Here is a 17,367-nt window from a genome sequence, read left to right on the forward strand (position 1 = left end):
AACACTTTTTTATTGTGCCAGAATTTTTTATCGATCATTTTGTATTACTTTTTTTCGGGAATTTTTCCCGTGGGCGCACCTTTCCCCCATCGGCGGTACTACGCAATCGCATGCCAAATCAACCGTTTAGGAATAATAAGCATACACCTCTGTTCACCGATTGAACAAGTGTTTTGTGAAAAAAGATACTTTAGGGGCATAGGGGGTATGTATGGGGGGAGGGTCGAAAGTCAAAACTCGAAAGCGCTGCACTGAATTTATCGAAATGTCGAAGTATTCGAAATAATATCATTGGTAATTTATTATATGGAAGTTTATTATATGGAAAGGGATTGCCATCCCTTTGTATCCCTTTTAGGGAAAATGCCTGATTATAAGCTATGCCGGCAGACCGGCATAGGAAAAATTCAGCTCCATAGGCATAGCACTTGTATATTGGTTTGATTGCAGATCCGGCTTCCAAGCCCTCCCGGAGCTACAGCGATAAGGCGAAGCTGCATCCGGCATTTCTCTATTCGCGCAATTCGTATGATTCGTGGGTGTTAATTCCCACGGCAAAAGAAAGGGGGAACCACAGATAACTCAGATGTGCACAGATATAATGAGAGAAATGTCGAATAGTGTACGATCTCTTCACCCAAATTTTCAGATCCGCGATAATCCGTCGCATCCGCGTCATCCGCGTTCTATCTCCTCCCCAGTCGCAACTCGCGCCGAATGCCCTCGATCAGCTTTTTGTCTTCTTCGGTTTTCTCCCCCGAAACAAAGGCATGTTTGAACACCACAAAGAGCACGGTCAGAAAAAAGAGTCCAAAAGCAAAAACAAGAGGATAGAGTTTTTTTTCCTTATGACTCACGCTCGGAAAGGGAGGATCGATAATCTGGAACGCCTCCTTACTCACCACCATCGCCTTTTCGTACTCCTGGGCGACCAACTCCTGGATTTTTGCGCGCAAGAGGGGGTCCGATACAACCGTGAGCTGCTTTTCGAGGTACTTGATATTTTCATTGGCGTCTTCCTGGGTCGATTCGCGAATATAGAGGTCGAGATATTCGAGGCCGTTTTCGAGCAAGGTATGACTGAATGAAGAATCTTTGCTGTTTACGCTTATTTCCATTGTATTCGATTTCGTGACTTCTCTTTCTAAAAATTCTCCATTGACTACCCCTGCAATTTTCATGGGCTCGGGTTTGAGAGAATCGGCAACCCATTTCTTTTCATCTTCGTTATAATTTTCCTTATAATACTTGGGTGCAACAAGTTCATATACCGATGGTATAAGATTGTATTTTTCCAGAAGCTCGGCACCAAACTTCCTGCTGTCAAGCACAATATCAATTTTATCGAGGCTGGCATTGCCGCCGATATTGAGCTGGCTGGCTACCAGGCCTCCCAGGGCGCCGAACCCTGAAACCGAGGGCATTTTCCGGGAATCGTTCTCCTTGGGTGCGATCACCGCAGTGGCCGTATAGGTCGGGCCTTTGATACGAGCAGCCACATAGCCCAGCACCAAACCCAGAATTGTCACGCCAATAATCAGCCATTTGTTTTTGACAAGCTCGTAGACATACTCCAGAAGATTGATTTCATCGGGATCGGTGTAGATCTGCGGTTGCGGCTGAATCGGCTGCTGCATGGCTGGGCCGCCGGGTTGAAAATTTGTATCATTGGTCATAGGCTATTTCCTTTGAATGGATTTCCCATGGAACATTCGGAATATCGCGGAAAAGAATGGGGAACCACAGATTCGCACAGATAATCACAGATGATGGGGAAATGGAGTACTGGAGTGATGGGTGAGGTGATTTCAGATTGCAGATTGAATAATCGTCCTCGTCCTCGATATCATTTGCCATCATGAGCCACTCGGCCATCCATTCGGCCCGCTTTCCGAGCTTAATATCATTACTCACCTCCAATAAGCTGCTGTGCTACCAAAATGAGATCTTCATGTTGTTCGAGCAATCCCGGGTTTGTCGTTTTCCATTTACGTTTTAACTCAAGCCAGGATTTTTCATTCTCACTAAAAGATTTTTGTTATAAACTAATCGTTGATGTATTCGTAAATTTGAGTATAGTATACTTCAAAGTCTTTCAGATGACACTCAATAATCGACATCATGATTGTATCATCAACAGCCTGGTATTCATGGACAGCGATATTCCTGAAACCAACCATTTTCATCATTGTAGACGCAATGCTTCCGGTGATAATTTTCTCTTTTGCCAGGATCCCGAATGACTCTTTATAGGTTGCAGGAAGCTTGAGGCCTTTTTGAGCAATAATAATATGGGCAATATCGATACATGCCTGCACTGCTCTTTGAAGGTTCACTGAAATGATATCATCCAGAAAGATTTCATCGATTGCCCCCTCCTCCATATCCTTTGCCCTGACAATAGACTTAAGGCAATTCTTTATTATCGATATTTTGGAGAGTATGGCGTCTTTTTCAAGCATATATCCTGCCGCGCAGCATGGAATCTTCAATGATTTTCCTGCTTTTTTTAAAATCGATATACTCGCTTATCTTTTGAGCTTTATAAACGACAAATTTGCCGGGATCATTATTGATTACCAGTTCACCGTTTGCAAGCACCTGCATGGTAATTATTATATCCGAAGAATTCAGGAATATCATATCAAACTTTTTTTGTAATGCATCTTCAAGATCGATTATGAGTTGTGCCCGATCTGAAAAGGATTTCGGCGGTTCTTTGAAATAGGCCGCACAATCGATATCGCTTTCATCGGCAAAATTTTCAGTCAGAACCGACCCGAAAAGTAAGGCAAACTCCACCCGGTCTTCAAGCACGATTTTAATACGCGAAACAATTGATTCCACTTGATGATTCATGTTTTTTTCTTCAGCAAAGAAGGCCTTCAGTAATCTCTTTTTCCCGTGATCTGAACCAGCCTTTAACACTCTCCCTGTCGGTGCTGTTCAGGCTGACCGGATCGGGACTCTCTTCAACATCATCGAAGAAAAAAACGAGCGGAGGAGCGTGATGTCGTTTTCATTCATTGAATGTAGTTCTCCGCGCTCCTGAAGCAATTCTTCTCCCTCTTAAACCACAATTTCCGTTCTTATCTGCGCACATCGGCAAAATCAGCGTCATCCGCGTTCTATCCTCGTATCGCTTTTATAATCCGCTGCTGGTCCTCTTTTTCCAGGTACGGATGAAAGGGCACGCTGAAAATCCGGTCCGCAATCGATTCCGATACCGGAAAATCGCCTTTTGTATGCCCCAGCAATGAAAAGGCGTCCTGCAGGTGAAGCGGTTTGGGGTAATAAATTGCTGCCGGGATATTTGCAGCCTTGAGTTTCCCGATAATTTCATCACGATTATCGCTCACAATCGCGTACTGTGCCCATGCCGACATGCTATGTTCGGGCACGGTCTGCAAGGTAAAACCGCCGCTCAATGCTTCCCCATACCGATGTGCGACACCCTGGCGGTTCTCCAGCTCCTTGTCGAACAGGTCGAGCTTGCAGAGCAGCACCGCGGCCTGCATGGTGTCCATTCTTCCGTTGAGACCGATCCGCACATTATCGTACTTATTGCTTCCCTGACCGTGGATCCTGATCGAGGTAATTTTTTCGCTGAGCGCATCATCATTTAAGAATACGGCGCCACCGTCACCATAACACCCCAGGGGTTTGGCAGGGAAAAAACTCGTTGCCGCCATGTCTCCCAGGCTGCAGGCTCTTTTGTTTTTATAGCGCGCGCCGAAACTCTGGCAGGCGTCTTCCAGAACAAAAAGGTTGTTTTCCCGGGCGACTTTTCCTATGGTATCGTACTCGGCGGGACATCCGAATATATCGACCGGGATTACGCCCCGTGGTTTCAGGCCCTCAGGCGCGCCCGGCGAAGACTTTTTACCGCTCGTTACATCAGCGATCGCCTGTTGCAGTTTGCCGGCATCGATATTGAATGTCTCCGGATTGATATCAACAAATACCGGGGTCGCTCCCAGAAGGGAAATAACCTCGGCGGTGGCAATGAACGTAAAGGGCGTGGTAAAAACAGCATCACCCGGACCGATATCATAGGCCATCAGTGCTAAAAGAAGCGCATCGGTGCCGCTGGAACAGCACACACAATGCTTTACCCCGCAGTAGTTCGCAAGTTTTTCTTCAAGCTCGAAAATTTCGGGCCCCATGATATATTTGCCGTGGGACAGAACCGTTTCAATCCGCTTTTTTAGCGAGGTTTCAATTAATGCCTGCTGGGCCTTGAGATCAATGAATTGCATTTCCCGGCTTATCCTCAATGTTAATTCGTGTTTCGAACCAGAATTGTGCGGCATTGGAGACCCATTCCAACCGCTGCTCGGCAGTCATGTGCTGAAATGCAGTATGGCCGTCAAAATCCGATTCCGACAGTGTCTCTATTTTCTTGCGGAAACTGATGGTTCCCTTTTCAAATTCTTCTCTCTTCATAGCAGCTTTTTCAGCGTGTCGATATCGATTTTATCTTTATCCCGTGGCGGCTTTATTTTCTCTTTTATTTCAATGAGTTTTGATTTCGAAATGACCCTGATTGTATCTCCCCTGATTGTAATGCATTCACTTGAAGGGAGTAAATTTTCATACAGATGCTCTCTGGTCAGCATAATATCGATATGCCTGAATGGCTTTTCGTTATCGATCAAGCTGAAAACCACCGCATTTTTCTCCTTGATCATTATCGCTACCTTTTCAGGATCGCTGATACTGAGCAAGGGAACCGGAACGCGGGGGACCAGACCCAGCTTTTTGACCACCCGGTCGAGGTGCTCGATATTTTTTTTGTCCATTTTGACCGACAGATCAAGATCGAGGGTCATCCGTTCCACTCCATGAAGGACCGCCGCAACACCACCGCATACAATAAATTCGACCTTCGCCCTCGCCAGTTCATGGAGCATTTCCAGAAGATGACTTTGCTGATCACCCATGATAGCTCTTATACCAGGCAATAAATTTCGGCACGCCTTCGCTTATTGGCGTGGTGGGTTCAAAGCCCAGCATCTCCTTTGCATGGCGAATATTGGCATAGGTAGCCTTGACATCACCCATCTGCATGGGTAAAAGCTCTTTGTGTGCCTCACACCCCAGACATTTTTCTATAAGCGTAATTAAATCGACAAGGTTCTCGGAGCGGTTATTTCCCAGATTAAAGACCTCACACTGCGCCAGATCAGGAGCGTCGAGTGATGCAACCACTCCCTGTACAATATCATCGATATAGGTAAAATCCCGCTGCATATCGCCTTTGTTAAACACCTTGATCGGCTCCCCGGCCAGGATCGCCTTGGTAAAGAGCCACATGGCCATGTCGGGCCGACCCCAGGGACCGTAAACCGTGAAAAACCGGTGCCCGATTGTCTGAAAACCGTACAGATGTGAATAACAATGGGCCATCAGCTCATTGGCTTTCTTGCTGGCCGCATATAAACTCACCGGCGTATCCACCCGGTCCTGCTCCGAAAAGGGAAGCTTGGTGTTACCGCCATACACACTCGACGACGACGCGTAGACCAGGCGCTTGATTCCGGTATGACGGCACCCTTCTAATACATTTAAAAATCCCGAAATATTCGAGTCAATATAGGCATGGGGATGCTCAAGCGAGTAGCGCACACCGGCCTGGGCGCCAAGGTTGCAGACAACCTCGTAGGGACCCGACTCAAAAGCCTTTTTCATACCCTCAGCATCATGAAGATCACATCGGATAACCCGGTATCCGGGATATTTCTCCAAGATCGCATTCCGGTCCTCCTTGATTTTCACATCGTAGTAGGGATTGAAATTGTCGAGTCCGGTAACGCTGTCGCCTCTATCAAGCAGCTTCCGTGCGACATGAAACCCGATAAAGCCGGCTGTGCCGGTGAGGAGAATGTTCATGATACTAATTCCCTGTTTTTGACATTTGACCTTTGAATGTTATGCGGTGAGAGTTTGAAATGCATTAGCATTCATTCGCCAACTCTTTTATCCACCTTCGCAACTCATCGCCCATATCATCCCGTTTCAGTCCGAAAAGCACGCTTGCCTTGATAAATTCGGCTTTGTTGCCGATATCGTAGCGCTTGCCTTCGAGGTGTTTGCCGTAAATAGCCCGGTCGTTGAGCATGAGCTTGAGCGCATCGGTGATCTGGATCTCTTCGTTGATTCCCGGGGGTGTCGATTCAAGGTAGGTGAAAATGTCGGGCGAAAGTACGTATCTGCTGGCGACCACCATATTTGAGGGGGCGTCTTCGGGCTTGGGTTTTTCTACAAAATTGTTGATCAGATACACCCGGTCATCGATACACTTGCCGTCGATGACACCATATCTGCTTACCCGCTCCCGGGGAACTTCTTCCACAGCAATGACACTCTCGTGATAGCGGTCGTAGATAGTCATTAACTGTTTAATCGCCGGTGTTGTTTGGGTTTCGATAACCGTATCGCCCAAGAGCACGGCAAAGGGGTTATTGCCGACGTGGCATTTTGCATGGGCGATGGCATCACCAAGCCCTTTCAATTCCTTCTGCCATACAAAATGAATATTTGCCAGATCGGTTATTCGACGGACTGCATCGAGTTCGGCCTGCTTTCCCTTTTCACTCAGGACATTTTCCAGCTCGAAATTGCGGTCGAAATGCTCCTCGATCGCCCGTTTACCTTTTCCGATAATCATCAGGATGTCGGTTATTCCCGAAGCAACGGCTTCTTCGACAACATACTGGATTGTCGGCGTGTCGACAATAGGAAGCATCTCTTTGGGCTGGGATTTTGTTGCCGGCAAAAATCGTGTTCCCAGCCCCGCGGCCGGTATAATCGCTTTAGTAACCGCAGATTTACTCATTCGTCACTTTCCGGTGAAATGTCGGGCTTGATAACCTCAACTCCCGTGGGTGTCAGGGCTTCACAGATCGATTGAAACATAGTTTCATCGGTATAGGTCCCGATTATTGCGCCGCCGGAGCCGGTGAACTTTGCGCTTGCTCCAACGCCCCGGGCAGCTTCAACCATGGCGATATTATCTTTACTGATACGGCAGAGTTTTCTACGTATATCAAAATTTTCGTTGAGAAGATCATGGATTCGATCATTCTTTTTCGCAACCAGCGAATCATGCACCTTATCGGTAAGCTCACCCCATTTGCCCATGGCTTCGATAACCTCAGACTCGCCCCGGTTAAACCTCTCCCGAAGGTTGTTATGAAAAATATCGGAGCCCTCCGAGAGGTCGGCCCGATAGGCGATATATAACGATGGAAACTGGTCCCGGGACAGCATTTCATAGATGCCATAGCCCTTTTCATCCATATGCTTCTGATTGAAATCCATATAGACCGGGCCCTGATAAACCTGGGCCACCCGGTCCTGAAGACCTGCGGATATGCCGAGCTGTTCCTTTTCAACCGATAAAATAAGATTAGCAAGGACAGGTTTGACAATTTTCACCCCATAATAGGCCATGAGTGCCCGAAAACAGGCAGTAATGATCGCACTCGAGCCCGCAAGTCCCACAAGATGGGGGATATTCGATGAATAACGAATGGTGAAGTTATCGTTATGAAGAACAATTCCTTTTTCGGAGCAATAATCGTGAAATACCTTTATGGCCGCTTTCAAAAGACGGATCCCGCCGTAATACCCGTGATGGTTGACATCGAGCACAAGATCCTGAATGCTTTGAAATACCGAATGGTCACGCACGCTCGGAAGGATCTCCAACTCCGGTGATTCGTACAGCACCACCCCGGCATAAAAATTCCTGAATGTAAAAGCGATCGTCTTCCCGAAATAACCGTCGGAGGGATTACCGATCAGCGCAGCGCGGGGAAAAGCTTGAGTTCGAATAATCATAGGAAGATTTGGAGTGATGGAGTATTGGAGCTATGGAGTAATGGGAACATGCCGGGCATAGTATCTTTTACTCAACTTCTGTTTTCTTTTTCATGTCTATTTTTTCTCAAATCCGCGAAAATCCGTCGCATCCGCGTTATCCGCGTTCTATCTCTTACTCTTATCTCGATTTGACCGTTTCCCGGTCGGCTTTTACCATTATCTCAACCAGCTGATCAAAGGTCACGGTCGGTTTCCATCCAAGTTCCTGGTTTGCCTTTGTTGGATTCCCACAGAGCTGTTCGACTTCGGTAGGACGATAGTATTTCGGATCGACTTCCACGACCGTTTTTCCGCTCTTTTTATCAACACCTCTCTCATTCTCATTTTCGCCCTGCCATTCGATTTCCATATCGAGGCATGCAAAGCTCTTTTCCACAAACTCACGGACCGTATGCATTTCACCGGTGGCGATAACGTAATCATCGGGCGTCTCTTTTTGCAGCATGAGCCACATGGCATTCACATAATCGGGTGCGTATCCCCAGTCCCGGCGGGCACTGAGATTTCCCAGCCGGATACAGTCCTTGGTCCCGGCTTGGACTCCGGTAACGCCCAGTGTAATTTTTCGGGTGACAAAATTCTCTCCCCGTCGGGGGGACTCGTGGTTAAAAAGGATGCCGTTGCTTGCATGAAGATTATAGGCTTCACGGTAGTTTTTGACAATCCAGAACGCATACAGTTTGGCTACCCCATAGGGCGAACGGGGATAGAACGGTGTTGTTTCGCTCTGGGGAACTTCCTGCACTTTTCCGTAGAGTTCTGATGTCGACGCCTGATAGAATTTGCATTTCAATCCGGTCTCCTTGATGGCGTCGAGCAGGCGAAGGGTTCCCAGGGCATCGACCTCGGCGGTATACTCGGGCACCTCGAAGGAGACTTTCACATGAGACTGAGCGGCAAGATTATAGATCTCATCGGGTTGAATTTTCTCCACCAACCGGTTGAGATTACTGCTGTCGGAGACATCGCCGTAGTAAAGGTAAAAATTTTCCTTCTGCTTGCCTCGCTGATGAATATGTTCGATCCGCTCCCGGTTAAAACTGCTCGCCCGACGGATCATCCCGTGGACTTCATACCCTTTATCGAGCAACAGCTCGGTAAGATAAGAACCATCCTGACCGGAAACACCGGTAATGAAAGCTTTTTTTGGAGACATGTGGATTTTCCCTTGCTTAGTCGTGCTTTAATGAGCTTACAATATGGCCTGGAAGGCCATGTTGTCACAGAATACAATCTCTTTTAGGTGGATATCTTAGTGCTTGCTTCATTTCGAATTTCGGATTTACCCAAAGACGCACCTTTCCCCCATCAGCGGTACCGGGTAATTTTCCCACTCCGCGCCAAAGGTTCGGCTACAAAAAAAACAGCAGACCGGCAGTGCCAATCTGCGTTATGGATGTTTACTCAAAGGCGATATGTCACCGACCGCTTTTTTCAATTCGGTGATCTCCTGCTGCAGCTTGTCGAATTCATCGAGACGATTGTTGAGATATCCCTGGGTAATCACGATCTTCTCCTTAACCCCCTTGGGCGTTAGAAGATACTGCCACCGGATTTGCCCCGGCTGATTTTTCAGTTTCTTCGCCTTGATAATACCCTTCTCAACAAGGCCGGCAAGCACGTAATTCGCCTTTCCCAGGCTGACATTCAGCTTCTTTGCAAGACCGCGCTGGGTCTGACAGGGCTCTTTTTCGATTTCTCGAATGATCTTGTATTCGATATTTGGTTTCATTTGTTCAACTTGTGAACAAAAATTATACTTCGGGAACCCCATCGATGCAAGTGTTTTCTTAAATAATTTATGATAATAATTTTAAATACAAGGGATTACGAGAAAAGGGCCGTGAAGATTTTATACTTTTTTCTGCGCCAAACCGAATCGTTTCAATTTGAAATCGATCAGATCAGGTTTCTGAAAATGGATGATCGATAATGCTCCCACGAACATAAATCCCGATGCATAGAGCATTAGAAATGGGCTGACCACAAAATTGGTATAGCCGAAAAACATCCGCAGGCTTATCAGGCAATAGCAACCCATGACAATCTCGATAAGTGCGGTGATGTCTTTAAGAGGCTTGTAGTAGCCGCCGTTTTTCTCGCCCTTTTTCGGCGTCCGATGAAACGGTGATTGTAATCTGAAAAGGGCTTCCAGTACAGCTTTCCCGTTGTTGACCGCGAGGCCTGTTCCGATCAGCATCATAATAGGAATAAGGAAAAATTTCTTAATACTTTTATTACCCAGAAAATGCTGCGATACCATATACATTGTTGATGGTCCGCTGGTAGCAAGAACCATCGATGAAACAACAATACCGAACATGAACGGCGACAGCGATATTTTTACGAAGTATAAAATCGGCATCGAAAGCAATGCCATCATGAGCATGAGTGGATGAACCACATAATGGGTGAGATGAAGAATTGCCTGCAAAAATTTAAAAACAGAGATCTTTTTCTCAATAAGAAGGGGAACAATTTTTATAGCGGTCTGAATCGATCCTTTGGCCCATCTGAACTGCTGATTTTTAAAGGCATTGATATCCTCGGGGACTTCGGCAGGGACTTCGATATCGGGTACATACTCGGTTTCCCAGTCATTGAGCTGCATTCGGTATGAAAGATCCATGTCTTCGGTGAGGGTATCATGCTGCCATCCGCCGGAAGTTTCGATAGCTTCACGACGGAACACGCCGGCCGTGCCGTTGAAATTCATGAACAGGTTATTCCAGCTTCGCGCCGCCTGTTCGACCATGAAGTGACCGTCGATACCCACGGACTGCCCCCGTGTCAGCAGGGATGCCTTTGGATTGAGGTGGGTCCACCGGGCCTGCACCAGCCCCAGTTTTGGTCGGTCGACGAAAAAAGGAAGCGCTTTTTTCAAAAAATCTGGTTTCGGAACGAAATCGGCATCGAAAATCGCGATAAACTCGGCATCGGTATACTGTAAGCCGTGCTGAAGTGCGCCGGCCTTGAAACCGGTCCGGTCGGTGCGCCGGATAGCGCTGATGCGAACCCCCTCTTTGCCGAGACGAGTAACCGCATCATCGACATACCCCCGGGTTTCATCGGTGGAATCATCGAGAACCTGTATTTCATAGCGGGAAACCGGATAATCCATGGCCGCAGCCGCTTCAATAACACGCACGGCAACCGTCTTTTCGTTATACATGGGAAGCTGAATGATAACCGAGGGGAAACGGCTTTCATCGGTAAGGAAATCGAATTTGTGCATGATCTCCCGCTGACGGGGTACTACCTGATTGCGCTTCCTGATAAACAGCCCGGTCAGAACATAACACTGAAGACCATAGGCAAGAAGTGTTACCGAACAGAGAATATAGAGAATACAGAGAATAATGAGAGCGGTCATAAATCTTTTCTGCCCCGAAATATGGGCATCGCCTTTAACTATTTCTTCCTGCGAAAACTATAAAATAGTTATTCAGTACTATAGAAAAACAACAGCAAAATGAATAAAATCAAATATTTTTAAATCAACGCTCAAGAAGCATATCGAGCTTTTCCTGAATTTCTCTGAAAAGCGGCGCGTCACGAACAATATCCGCCATGGTAAGTTCATCCCATCCCGATTGACGTATTCCAATAACTTCACCGGGACCGCGGAGTTTCAGGTCCCGCTCGGCAATGGAAAAACCATCATGGTCGCTGCAAAAATGGTTCAACCGTTCTTCAGCAACGCTCTCTTTTTCAAAGGATGCAAGCAAAAAGCAATAGGCGTCCCGGCCGTCCCGGCCAACCCGCCCGCGTAACTGGTGAAGCTGGGACAAGCCAAACTGTTCCGCATTTTCGATAATCATGATACTCGCCGACGGGATATCGATTCCTACTTCCACGACTGTTGTCGATACAAGAAGCTTGATTTCGCCCATAACAAACTGCTCCATTACCCGCTCCTTGTCTTCAATTGCCATGCGGCCGTGAAGCAATCCGACAGGTATGGATTTAAAAGTACCGCCGGTTAACTTTTCAAATAACGATGTCACATCGCCAACCCCCTCTTCACCGGCATAATCGCCTTCGATCCGTGGTGCAATATAAAACACCTGTCCTTTACCCGATTCGATATGTTCCCGTGCAAACCGCTCCATTTCCATTCGTTTCTTTTCGGGAACAACATGGGTTCTCACCGGTTTCTTTTCTACCGGAAGATGATTAAGGCTGACAATATCCAGATCGCCATAGAGGGTTTTTGCCAGAGTCTGGGGGATCGGCGTAGCCGACATGAGGAGAAAATCCGAAGCGGGATCTTTTTCCTGAAGGGTCAGGCGCTGGCGGACACCGAACCGGTGCTGTTCATCGATCACGATCATCCCAAGCTTTGCAAATGCAACCGACGGCTGAAGTAAGGCATGGGTGCCTACAACAAAACGGACCTCGCCGTTCTTCAGGCCGGCAATGATCTTCCGTTTCTGTGAGGAAGCAGTTCCCCCTTTCAACAGTGAAGGCTTAATCCCCAAGGGACGAAGAAAAGTGGTAAGCGTTGTATGGGTCTGGGTCGCCAGAACTTCGGTAGGCGCCAGCCAGGCTACCTGACAGCCTTCGTTGAGTGCAGGCAGGCAGGCACAGAAAGCAACAACGGTTTTTCCGGAACCCACATCACCCTGCAACAGACGATGCATTCGTACATCAACAGCCGAATCTTTGTGAAGAATCGATACGGCCCGCCGCTGTTCATCGGTGAGTGTAAAGGGAAGAGTGTCTTCTATCCGGGACATAAGCCCCCCTGCTTTCATCGACCGGCCAGGCTGGGCAAACTTCCTTTTACTCCAGCGAAGCGACAATGCAAGCTGATATAACTCTTCATATTTAATACGGTCCCGAAAACGGTCAAGTAAATCCGGATCATCGGGCATATGAATCTGGGTCAGACATTCCTGGAGAGAGGGAAATCCTTTTTCCTGCTCGATCATTGCAGGTAAAATCTGGGGATAATGCTTGAGATTTTTCAGTACCCATTTGATCACCTTGAAAAGTGTCTTCTGATTAATGGTGGCACTCCGCATTGCCATACTGATCGAATAAATCGGTAAATAGGGAACATCGGGAGCGGTTTTATCCTTTCCCATTACTTCAATATCCGGATGGACCATCTGGAATTTTCCGTAACAGCCGATTTTGCCGGTCAACATAAGACGTTTCCCGGTATGAAGCATGGCTCTCAGATAAGGAATGCCATGAAACCAGAGCGCTTCGATCGCTCCGGAATCATCTTCAACAAGGATCCTCAGTCGCGGCTTCCGTCCTTTCTCAACCCGTGTTCGTGTGACAGTCCCGATAACCGAACACTGAGAGTCTCTGAACTTGTGTACCGCTGCCAGGGGTGTTATTACCGAACGGTCGATATAGCGCAGGGGAAAATGGTACAAGAGAGTGCCGATAGTTTCGAGTCCGCTTTCTTTGCATGCCGCAAACCGCTTCGGACCAAAACCGGGAATTGAAGAAAGGGGCGATAAAAAATCGAGACGTTTTGAATATGATTGCTGTGCCATTGACTAATCGCGCGGTCCGGGAGTGATAAAAAATCCAAACAATAAATGTTCCTCGAAAATTCCTTCGGAAAAGGCGGCCACCTCGACATTCAGACCTATTCCGACATGGGGAAGGATAGCATACCGAACGCCGGCACCAATAGAACCGAAGGGACGGTTCAAAATATGCTTCCACAACCCGGTTGTTGTCAATCCACCGCCGCAATACAGAGGAACAGATGCTTTGTTAAAGGTGAATTCATAGCCCGCGCCAAAAGAATTCCACACCTTGAAAAAGGAATTGTGCTTTTCTTCAAAGGCTAACCCATATCGAACCAGCAGCCCCCTCCATATTTTCCACCGGCCGCTTGCCGCAAGGGTCGCATTAAACTCGCTGTCTTCAAACGATGCTGCACCTGACATGCCCAGTTCAACCGGCCCGGGTTTTCTCTTTTCCGGCAACAGCTCTTCGCCATAGGAAAAACCTGCGCCTGCACCTAATATAATTATAATAGCCATAATTGCAGATTTCATTGCCAGTACTCCTTTACCACCCTTTCCGCAGGCCTGCCCCGGGGTGTGTAATCAATAGCAGCAGTGTCTCCCCGATCATTCAACTCCCACTGCCACCAGAACATGCCATGCAAAAAATCCATTTTTTCCGATGCAATCAATGCTGCACGGTAGCAGTCGGCCTGAAGACGGTCATCCCTGTCGCCTTTGTGCTCGAAACTCCCGGGATTTTCTGCAGCAAGCGTATGATTCATATACCCGATTTCGGTGAGGAGAACATCACGATGGTGAGAAAGTGAAACATCACGAAGCATCTCTTTCCATGAGGCCCAGGAAAAGAGCATATCCTCAAGCATCGGATTATTTCTTTTGCTGACCGGAAAATAGGCATTAGCACCGATATAATCCAGCTTGTTCCAGAATTGAACGCTCAAAACTTCCTGAGGACAACTCGAATATGTAAGCAAACCGCGGAACCGGCTGCGGCAGGAATCGATTATCTCGTGCCATAGGTGCGTATCCTGCGAAAGAGCAGTCAATTCGGTACCCACACAGAATATATGGGCCCCCAGGGTATCTGCAAGATGGGCATAATGGAGGATAAATTTCAGATACGATGCTTTCCATGCCGGCCTGTCCGAGGGAATGATATCCGCCCGGGGATCACCGGTATTCACATCTACATGAGGTTTAACGACAAGGGTGAATCCTCTCTTCACAACCCTGTTGCATGCGGAAATAAAATCGGCATCGGGAATCGAACGGGGATCATCCCGGGTGATATGATTTGAACTGATTGTTTCCTGAAAACCATAGGGTATCAAAACGATAGTGTTAACACCAAGACCGGCAATTTTTTCAAGATTATTATCGAAATCGACGGGATCAAAGGTATTTCGCTCGGTCCCGTAAAAAAAGATTGTCATTCCCTTATAGGTCGGTTTTTCTTTCACGGAAGCCGGACTGGAAATGTTGGTACAACTTTCAAATGCAAGGAGAAAAACAATAAGAAAAGGAAGACTGTATCCGAAATTTCGAAAGCAACACATCATTTGGCACGGTTTTTCCGGTTTTCTCCACCTTCACATACAGGAGCCTCTTATCCCTCACCGGGGCGGTTAATTAATACTGCGCACAAAGTGCTCTGTTTATTGCCGGATCCTTCATTACCAAAAAAGCCCCGGACGAAGACATCCAGGGCTTTATTATTCCATCTGAAAATCGGGAACTTACCTTCCTTCTCTCCAGGAATCGGAAGCCTGAAGGTTTCCATCGAGGTAGGTCCAGGTGATCTTCTGGTAACGCATGCTCACCTTTTCGAGATGAAGATAGCGTTCCTTTGTGGGGTCTTTAACATTGTACATGATCGGCTGGACCGAACAAATCTTCACATCTTCTAAAAGATGGTTGAAATATTCGGTTTCGGTGCCTGTATCATCAATACGGAACCACTTCAGCTCGACCTGCGTGAAAGTCTGGCCCTCACACACTGCTTTGTAAAGGTACGGCGATGAAGCATCATAGGCTTTCACAAGCGTAATGGCTTCATGCTTTCTGGTACCTGTCAGCTTACCGGTATCGGGATCGGTGGGGATCCGCACTTCATGATGAAACTCATGAACTTCGATACTTCCTTCACGGCCAGCGACATCCACAGAACCTTTAACTTCACTGCCGTTTTCATCTGTCATCCACATATAGGCCGGTATTGGCATGACCTACTCCTTTCAAAGAAGGGTGAATTGTTTTTTGTTTACGACTTAAATATATTATTCCAGCACATGCAAAGTCTGTGATTCAAATCACAAACCATGCACTTTTTTAACAGTTCGATTTTCGGCAGCCCATACCGGACCATCCTCAAATATGCGCAGCTCACGAAAAGTTGACACATAGAACACACTGTCTCTACTTACTTTTCGGCATCTGCGATACCAGCGACAGATTGATATCGATACCCTCGATCTGGAAGTGCGGCATGACCGCAAGGCCAACCGTGAAAAATCCAGGATTATCCTCGATCTCTTTCACTTCAACTTCAGCGGCTTTCAGCGGATGGGTAGCGATCAGCTCGGGACCGGGATCGTTCATTTCGGTTACCAGTCCGTTAATCCATTCCTGCAATTCATCCTGCAGTACTTTCCGGCTCTTGGTGGATCCGATATTTTCACGCTGTATTACCTTCAGGTAATGGGCGATACGGGAAACAAGGAAAATATAGGGAAGCCGCGAATTAATCCGCATATTTGCCGTGATTGCAGGATCATCATACTCCTGTGGTTTCTGAGTCGAATTAGCAGAAAAGAAACAGGCGTAGTTTCTGTTTTTATAGAATGAAAGCGGAATGAATCCTTCCTGGGCAAATTCAAATTCCCGCGTTTCAGGAATGAGAATCTCGGTAGGAATTTTCATCTGTTTGCCTTTACCGACATCGTACAGGTGAATCGGCAGATCCTCGACCTTTCCGCCGGCTTCCGGGCCTCTGATCTGCACACACCATCCGTTGTCAACAAATGAGCGCACCATGTTGGCTGCGAAAGCAAAGGATGCATTCCCCCAGAGATATTTTTCGTGGTCGTCGCCTTTCACACCCTCTTCATAATTGAATTCCTTCACCGGCTGCGTTTCGGAACCGTAGGGCAGACGGAGTGCAAACCGGGGAAGCACCAGGCCGACATATCGAGAATCCTCGGACTCCCTGAAACTGTTCCATTTCAGAAATTCGGAACGCTCCATGTAGTTATGAAGGTCTTCGATTTTCGGAAGGTCGTGGACATTATCCTTCCCAAAAAATTTCGGTGTTGCCGAACCGATAAAGGGGCAATGGCATGATGATGAAACCTTTGCGATTTCCTGCAGCAGACCGACATCGGCCGCGCCGCTGTTAAAATCGTAATTGGAGACGATTGCGCCGTAGGGTTCACCGCCGGGTGTGTCATACTCATCGGTATAGACATGTTTGTAAAGCCCCGACTGGATTGTTTCGGGAGCATCTTCGAAATCTTCCGCCAATTCATCCTTGGATGCATCCAGAAGGTCGATCTTGACATTTTTCCGGAAATCGGTGCGGTCGACCAGAAACTTCAGACTCCGCCATGCCGATTCCATTTTCTGGAATTTCTCATTATGTATGATTTCATCCAGCTGGTGTGACAGTTTTTTGTCGATTTCGGCGATATGCTGATCGAGCAGCACCTTATCGATTTTATCGACGGTCTGTTCAGATTCGAGAACGCTGCTGACAAAGAAGGCCAGGGCCGCACCGATTCGTTCATTGGCATTACTGTCGGCCAGTGCCTCGGCATTCTTATAATTGACAACATCCACCGCTGATTCGGGGACCGATAAATTCATTGTCTGATAAATATATTCCAGGCTGGTTGCATTTTCGGCCTGTGCTTCCGCCTGTTTTTCTTCTTGATTTGCCATAATCGTTACTCCTCGGTTTGTATGACAATAGGGTATGCCGGCATAC

General features: G+C 47.3%; 18 protein-coding genes. All 18 read right to left on the reverse strand.

The genetic code is table 11. The annotated features are described in order from the left end of the window. Nucleotides 1–686: 686 nt before the first annotated feature. The 18 genes from GF401_18545 to tssC all read right to left on the reverse strand — a co-directional run bounded on the left by GF401_18545 (nt 687) and on the right by tssC (nt 17,321). Complete coding sequence (locus GF401_18545; GenBank protein MBD3347058.1) at nt 687–1,676, reverse strand: hypothetical protein; 990 nt, start codon at nt 1,674–1,676, stop codon at nt 687–689. Further along, the gene (locus GF401_18550) at nt 1,666–1,914 is read right to left on the reverse strand and encodes a hypothetical protein (protein ID MBD3347059.1); all 249 of its coding nucleotides are present in this window, start codon (nt 1,912–1,914) and stop codon (nt 1,666–1,668) included. The genes GF401_18545 and GF401_18550 overlap by 11 nt, the downstream gene beginning before the upstream one ends. Nucleotides 1,915–2,045: 131 nt before the next feature. Then, the gene (locus tag GF401_18555; protein ID MBD3347060.1) at nt 2,046–2,492 is read right to left on the reverse strand and encodes a DUF86 domain-containing protein; all 447 of its coding nucleotides are present in this window, start codon (nt 2,490–2,492) and stop codon (nt 2,046–2,048) included. Continuing rightward, entirely contained in the window at nt 2,455–2,859 is a 405-nt protein-coding gene (locus GF401_18560; protein ID MBD3347061.1) for a hypothetical protein, read from the reverse strand. Before GF401_18560 ends, GF401_18555 begins: the two co-directional genes overlap by 38 nt. Nucleotides 2,860–3,128: 269 nt before the next feature. Further along, complete coding sequence (locus GF401_18565) at nt 3,129–4,259, reverse strand: aminotransferase class I/II-fold pyridoxal phosphate-dependent enzyme (protein MBD3347062.1); 1,131 nt, start codon at nt 4,257–4,259, stop codon at nt 3,129–3,131. After that, on the reverse strand, nt 4,246–4,446 hold the full coding sequence (locus tag GF401_18570; GenBank protein MBD3347063.1) for a hypothetical protein: 201 nt from the start codon (nt 4,444–4,446) through the stop codon (nt 4,246–4,248). The genes GF401_18565 and GF401_18570 overlap by 14 nt, the downstream gene beginning before the upstream one ends. Then, nucleotides 4,443–4,943: a hypothetical protein gene (locus GF401_18575; GenBank protein ID MBD3347064.1), complete on the reverse strand. Its 501-nt coding sequence runs from the start codon at nt 4,941–4,943 to the stop codon at nt 4,443–4,445. The genes GF401_18570 and GF401_18575 overlap by 4 nt, the downstream gene beginning before the upstream one ends. Next, the gene (locus GF401_18580) at nt 4,936–5,892 is read right to left on the reverse strand and encodes an NAD-dependent epimerase/dehydratase family protein (GenBank protein ID MBD3347065.1); all 957 of its coding nucleotides are present in this window, start codon (nt 5,890–5,892) and stop codon (nt 4,936–4,938) included. Before GF401_18580 ends, GF401_18575 begins: the two co-directional genes overlap by 8 nt. 64 nt (nt 5,893–5,956) lie before the next feature. Then, nucleotides 5,957–6,838, reverse strand: a complete 882-nt coding sequence (gene galU / locus GF401_18585) for a UTP--glucose-1-phosphate uridylyltransferase GalU (protein MBD3347066.1) — start codon at nt 6,836–6,838, stop codon at nt 5,957–5,959. Continuing rightward, on the reverse strand, nt 6,835–7,845 hold the full coding sequence (locus tag GF401_18590) for a GHMP kinase (protein ID MBD3347067.1): 1,011 nt from the start codon (nt 7,843–7,845) through the stop codon (nt 6,835–6,837). Before GF401_18590 ends, galU begins: the two co-directional genes overlap by 4 nt. A 160-nt stretch (nt 7,846–8,005) precedes the next feature. After that, a complete protein-coding gene (gene gmd, locus GF401_18595; protein MBD3347068.1) occupies nt 8,006–9,043 on the reverse strand; it encodes a GDP-mannose 4,6-dehydratase in 1,038 nt (345 codons plus the stop codon). Nucleotides 9,044–9,277: 234 nt separating this feature from the next. Then, nucleotides 9,278–9,661, reverse strand: a complete 384-nt coding sequence (locus tag GF401_18600; protein ID MBD3347069.1) for a MarR family EPS-associated transcriptional regulator — start codon at nt 9,659–9,661, stop codon at nt 9,278–9,280. 78 nt (nt 9,662–9,739) lie between these two features. Then, the gene (locus GF401_18605) at nt 9,740–11,260 is read right to left on the reverse strand and encodes a glycosyltransferase (GenBank protein ID MBD3347070.1); all 1,521 of its coding nucleotides are present in this window, start codon (nt 11,258–11,260) and stop codon (nt 9,740–9,742) included. 124 nt (nt 11,261–11,384) lie between these two features. After that, nucleotides 11,385–13,400, reverse strand: a complete 2,016-nt coding sequence (locus GF401_18610) for a DEAD/DEAH box helicase (GenBank protein MBD3347071.1) — start codon at nt 13,398–13,400, stop codon at nt 11,385–11,387. Nucleotides 13,401–13,403: 3 nt separating this feature from the next. After that, complete coding sequence (locus GF401_18615) at nt 13,404–13,913, reverse strand: hypothetical protein (protein ID MBD3347072.1); 510 nt, start codon at nt 13,911–13,913, stop codon at nt 13,404–13,406. Continuing rightward, complete coding sequence (locus tag GF401_18620; GenBank protein MBD3347073.1) at nt 13,910–14,845, reverse strand: hypothetical protein; 936 nt, start codon at nt 14,843–14,845, stop codon at nt 13,910–13,912. The genes GF401_18615 and GF401_18620 overlap by 4 nt, the downstream gene beginning before the upstream one ends. A gap of 276 nt (nt 14,846–15,121) precedes the next feature. After that, complete coding sequence (gene hcp / locus GF401_18625) at nt 15,122–15,607, reverse strand: type VI secretion system tube protein Hcp (protein MBD3347074.1); 486 nt, start codon at nt 15,605–15,607, stop codon at nt 15,122–15,124. A gap of 193 nt (nt 15,608–15,800) precedes the next feature. Then, nucleotides 15,801–17,321: a type VI secretion system contractile sheath large subunit gene (gene tssC, locus GF401_18630; GenBank protein MBD3347075.1), complete on the reverse strand. Its 1,521-nt coding sequence runs from the start codon at nt 17,319–17,321 to the stop codon at nt 15,801–15,803. Nucleotides 17,322–17,367: the final 46 nt, after the last annotated feature.

This window comes from Chitinivibrionales bacterium, from assembly GCA_014728215.1.
Classification (GTDB): Bacteria; Fibrobacterota; Chitinivibrionia; order Chitinivibrionales; family WJKA01; genus WJKA01.

What these genes read in the sequence shown, in the direction of transcription:
- gmd (MBD3347068.1), bottom strand. Translation starts at nt 9,043, where the DNA reads ATGTCTCCAAAAAAAGCTTTCATTACCGGTGTTTCCGGTCAGGATGGT.
- GF401_18565 (MBD3347062.1), bottom strand. Translation starts at nt 4,259, where the DNA reads ATGCAATTCATTGATCTCAAGGCCCAGCAGGCATTAATTGAAACCTCG.
- GF401_18610 (MBD3347071.1), bottom strand. Translation starts at nt 13,400, where the DNA reads ATGGCACAGCAATCATATTCAAAACGTCTCGATTTTTTATCGCCCCTT.
- GF401_18600 (MBD3347069.1), bottom strand. Translation starts at nt 9,661, where the DNA reads ATGGGGTTCCCGAAGTATAATTTTTGTTCACAAGTTGAACAAATGAAA.
- GF401_18545 (MBD3347058.1), bottom strand. Translation starts at nt 1,676, where the DNA reads ATGACCAATGATACAAATTTTCAACCCGGCGGCCCAGCCATGCAGCAG.
- hcp (MBD3347074.1), bottom strand. Translation starts at nt 15,607, where the DNA reads ATGCCAATACCGGCCTATATGTGGATGACAGATGAAAACGGCAGTGAA.
- GF401_18590 (MBD3347067.1), bottom strand. Translation starts at nt 7,845, where the DNA reads ATGATTATTCGAACTCAAGCTTTTCCCCGCGCTGCGCTGATCGGTAAT.
- GF401_18605 (MBD3347070.1), bottom strand. Translation starts at nt 11,260, where the DNA reads ATGACCGCTCTCATTATTCTCTGTATTCTCTATATTCTCTGTTCGGTA.
- GF401_18575 (MBD3347064.1), bottom strand. Translation starts at nt 4,943, where the DNA reads ATGGGTGATCAGCAAAGTCATCTTCTGGAAATGCTCCATGAACTGGCG.
- GF401_18570 (MBD3347063.1), bottom strand. Translation starts at nt 4,446, where the DNA reads ATGAAGAGAGAAGAATTTGAAAAGGGAACCATCAGTTTCCGCAAGAAA.
- GF401_18580 (MBD3347065.1), bottom strand. Translation starts at nt 5,892, where the DNA reads ATGAACATTCTCCTCACCGGCACAGCCGGCTTTATCGGGTTTCATGTC.
- tssC (MBD3347075.1), bottom strand. Translation starts at nt 17,321, where the DNA reads ATGGCAAATCAAGAAGAAAAACAGGCGGAAGCACAGGCCGAAAATGCA.
- GF401_18560 (MBD3347061.1), bottom strand. Translation starts at nt 2,859, where the DNA reads ATGAATCATCAAGTGGAATCAATTGTTTCGCGTATTAAAATCGTGCTT.
- galU (MBD3347066.1), bottom strand. Translation starts at nt 6,838, where the DNA reads ATGAGTAAATCTGCGGTTACTAAAGCGATTATACCGGCCGCGGGGCTG.
- GF401_18615 (MBD3347072.1), bottom strand. Translation starts at nt 13,913, where the DNA reads ATGAAATCTGCAATTATGGCTATTATAATTATATTAGGTGCAGGCGCA.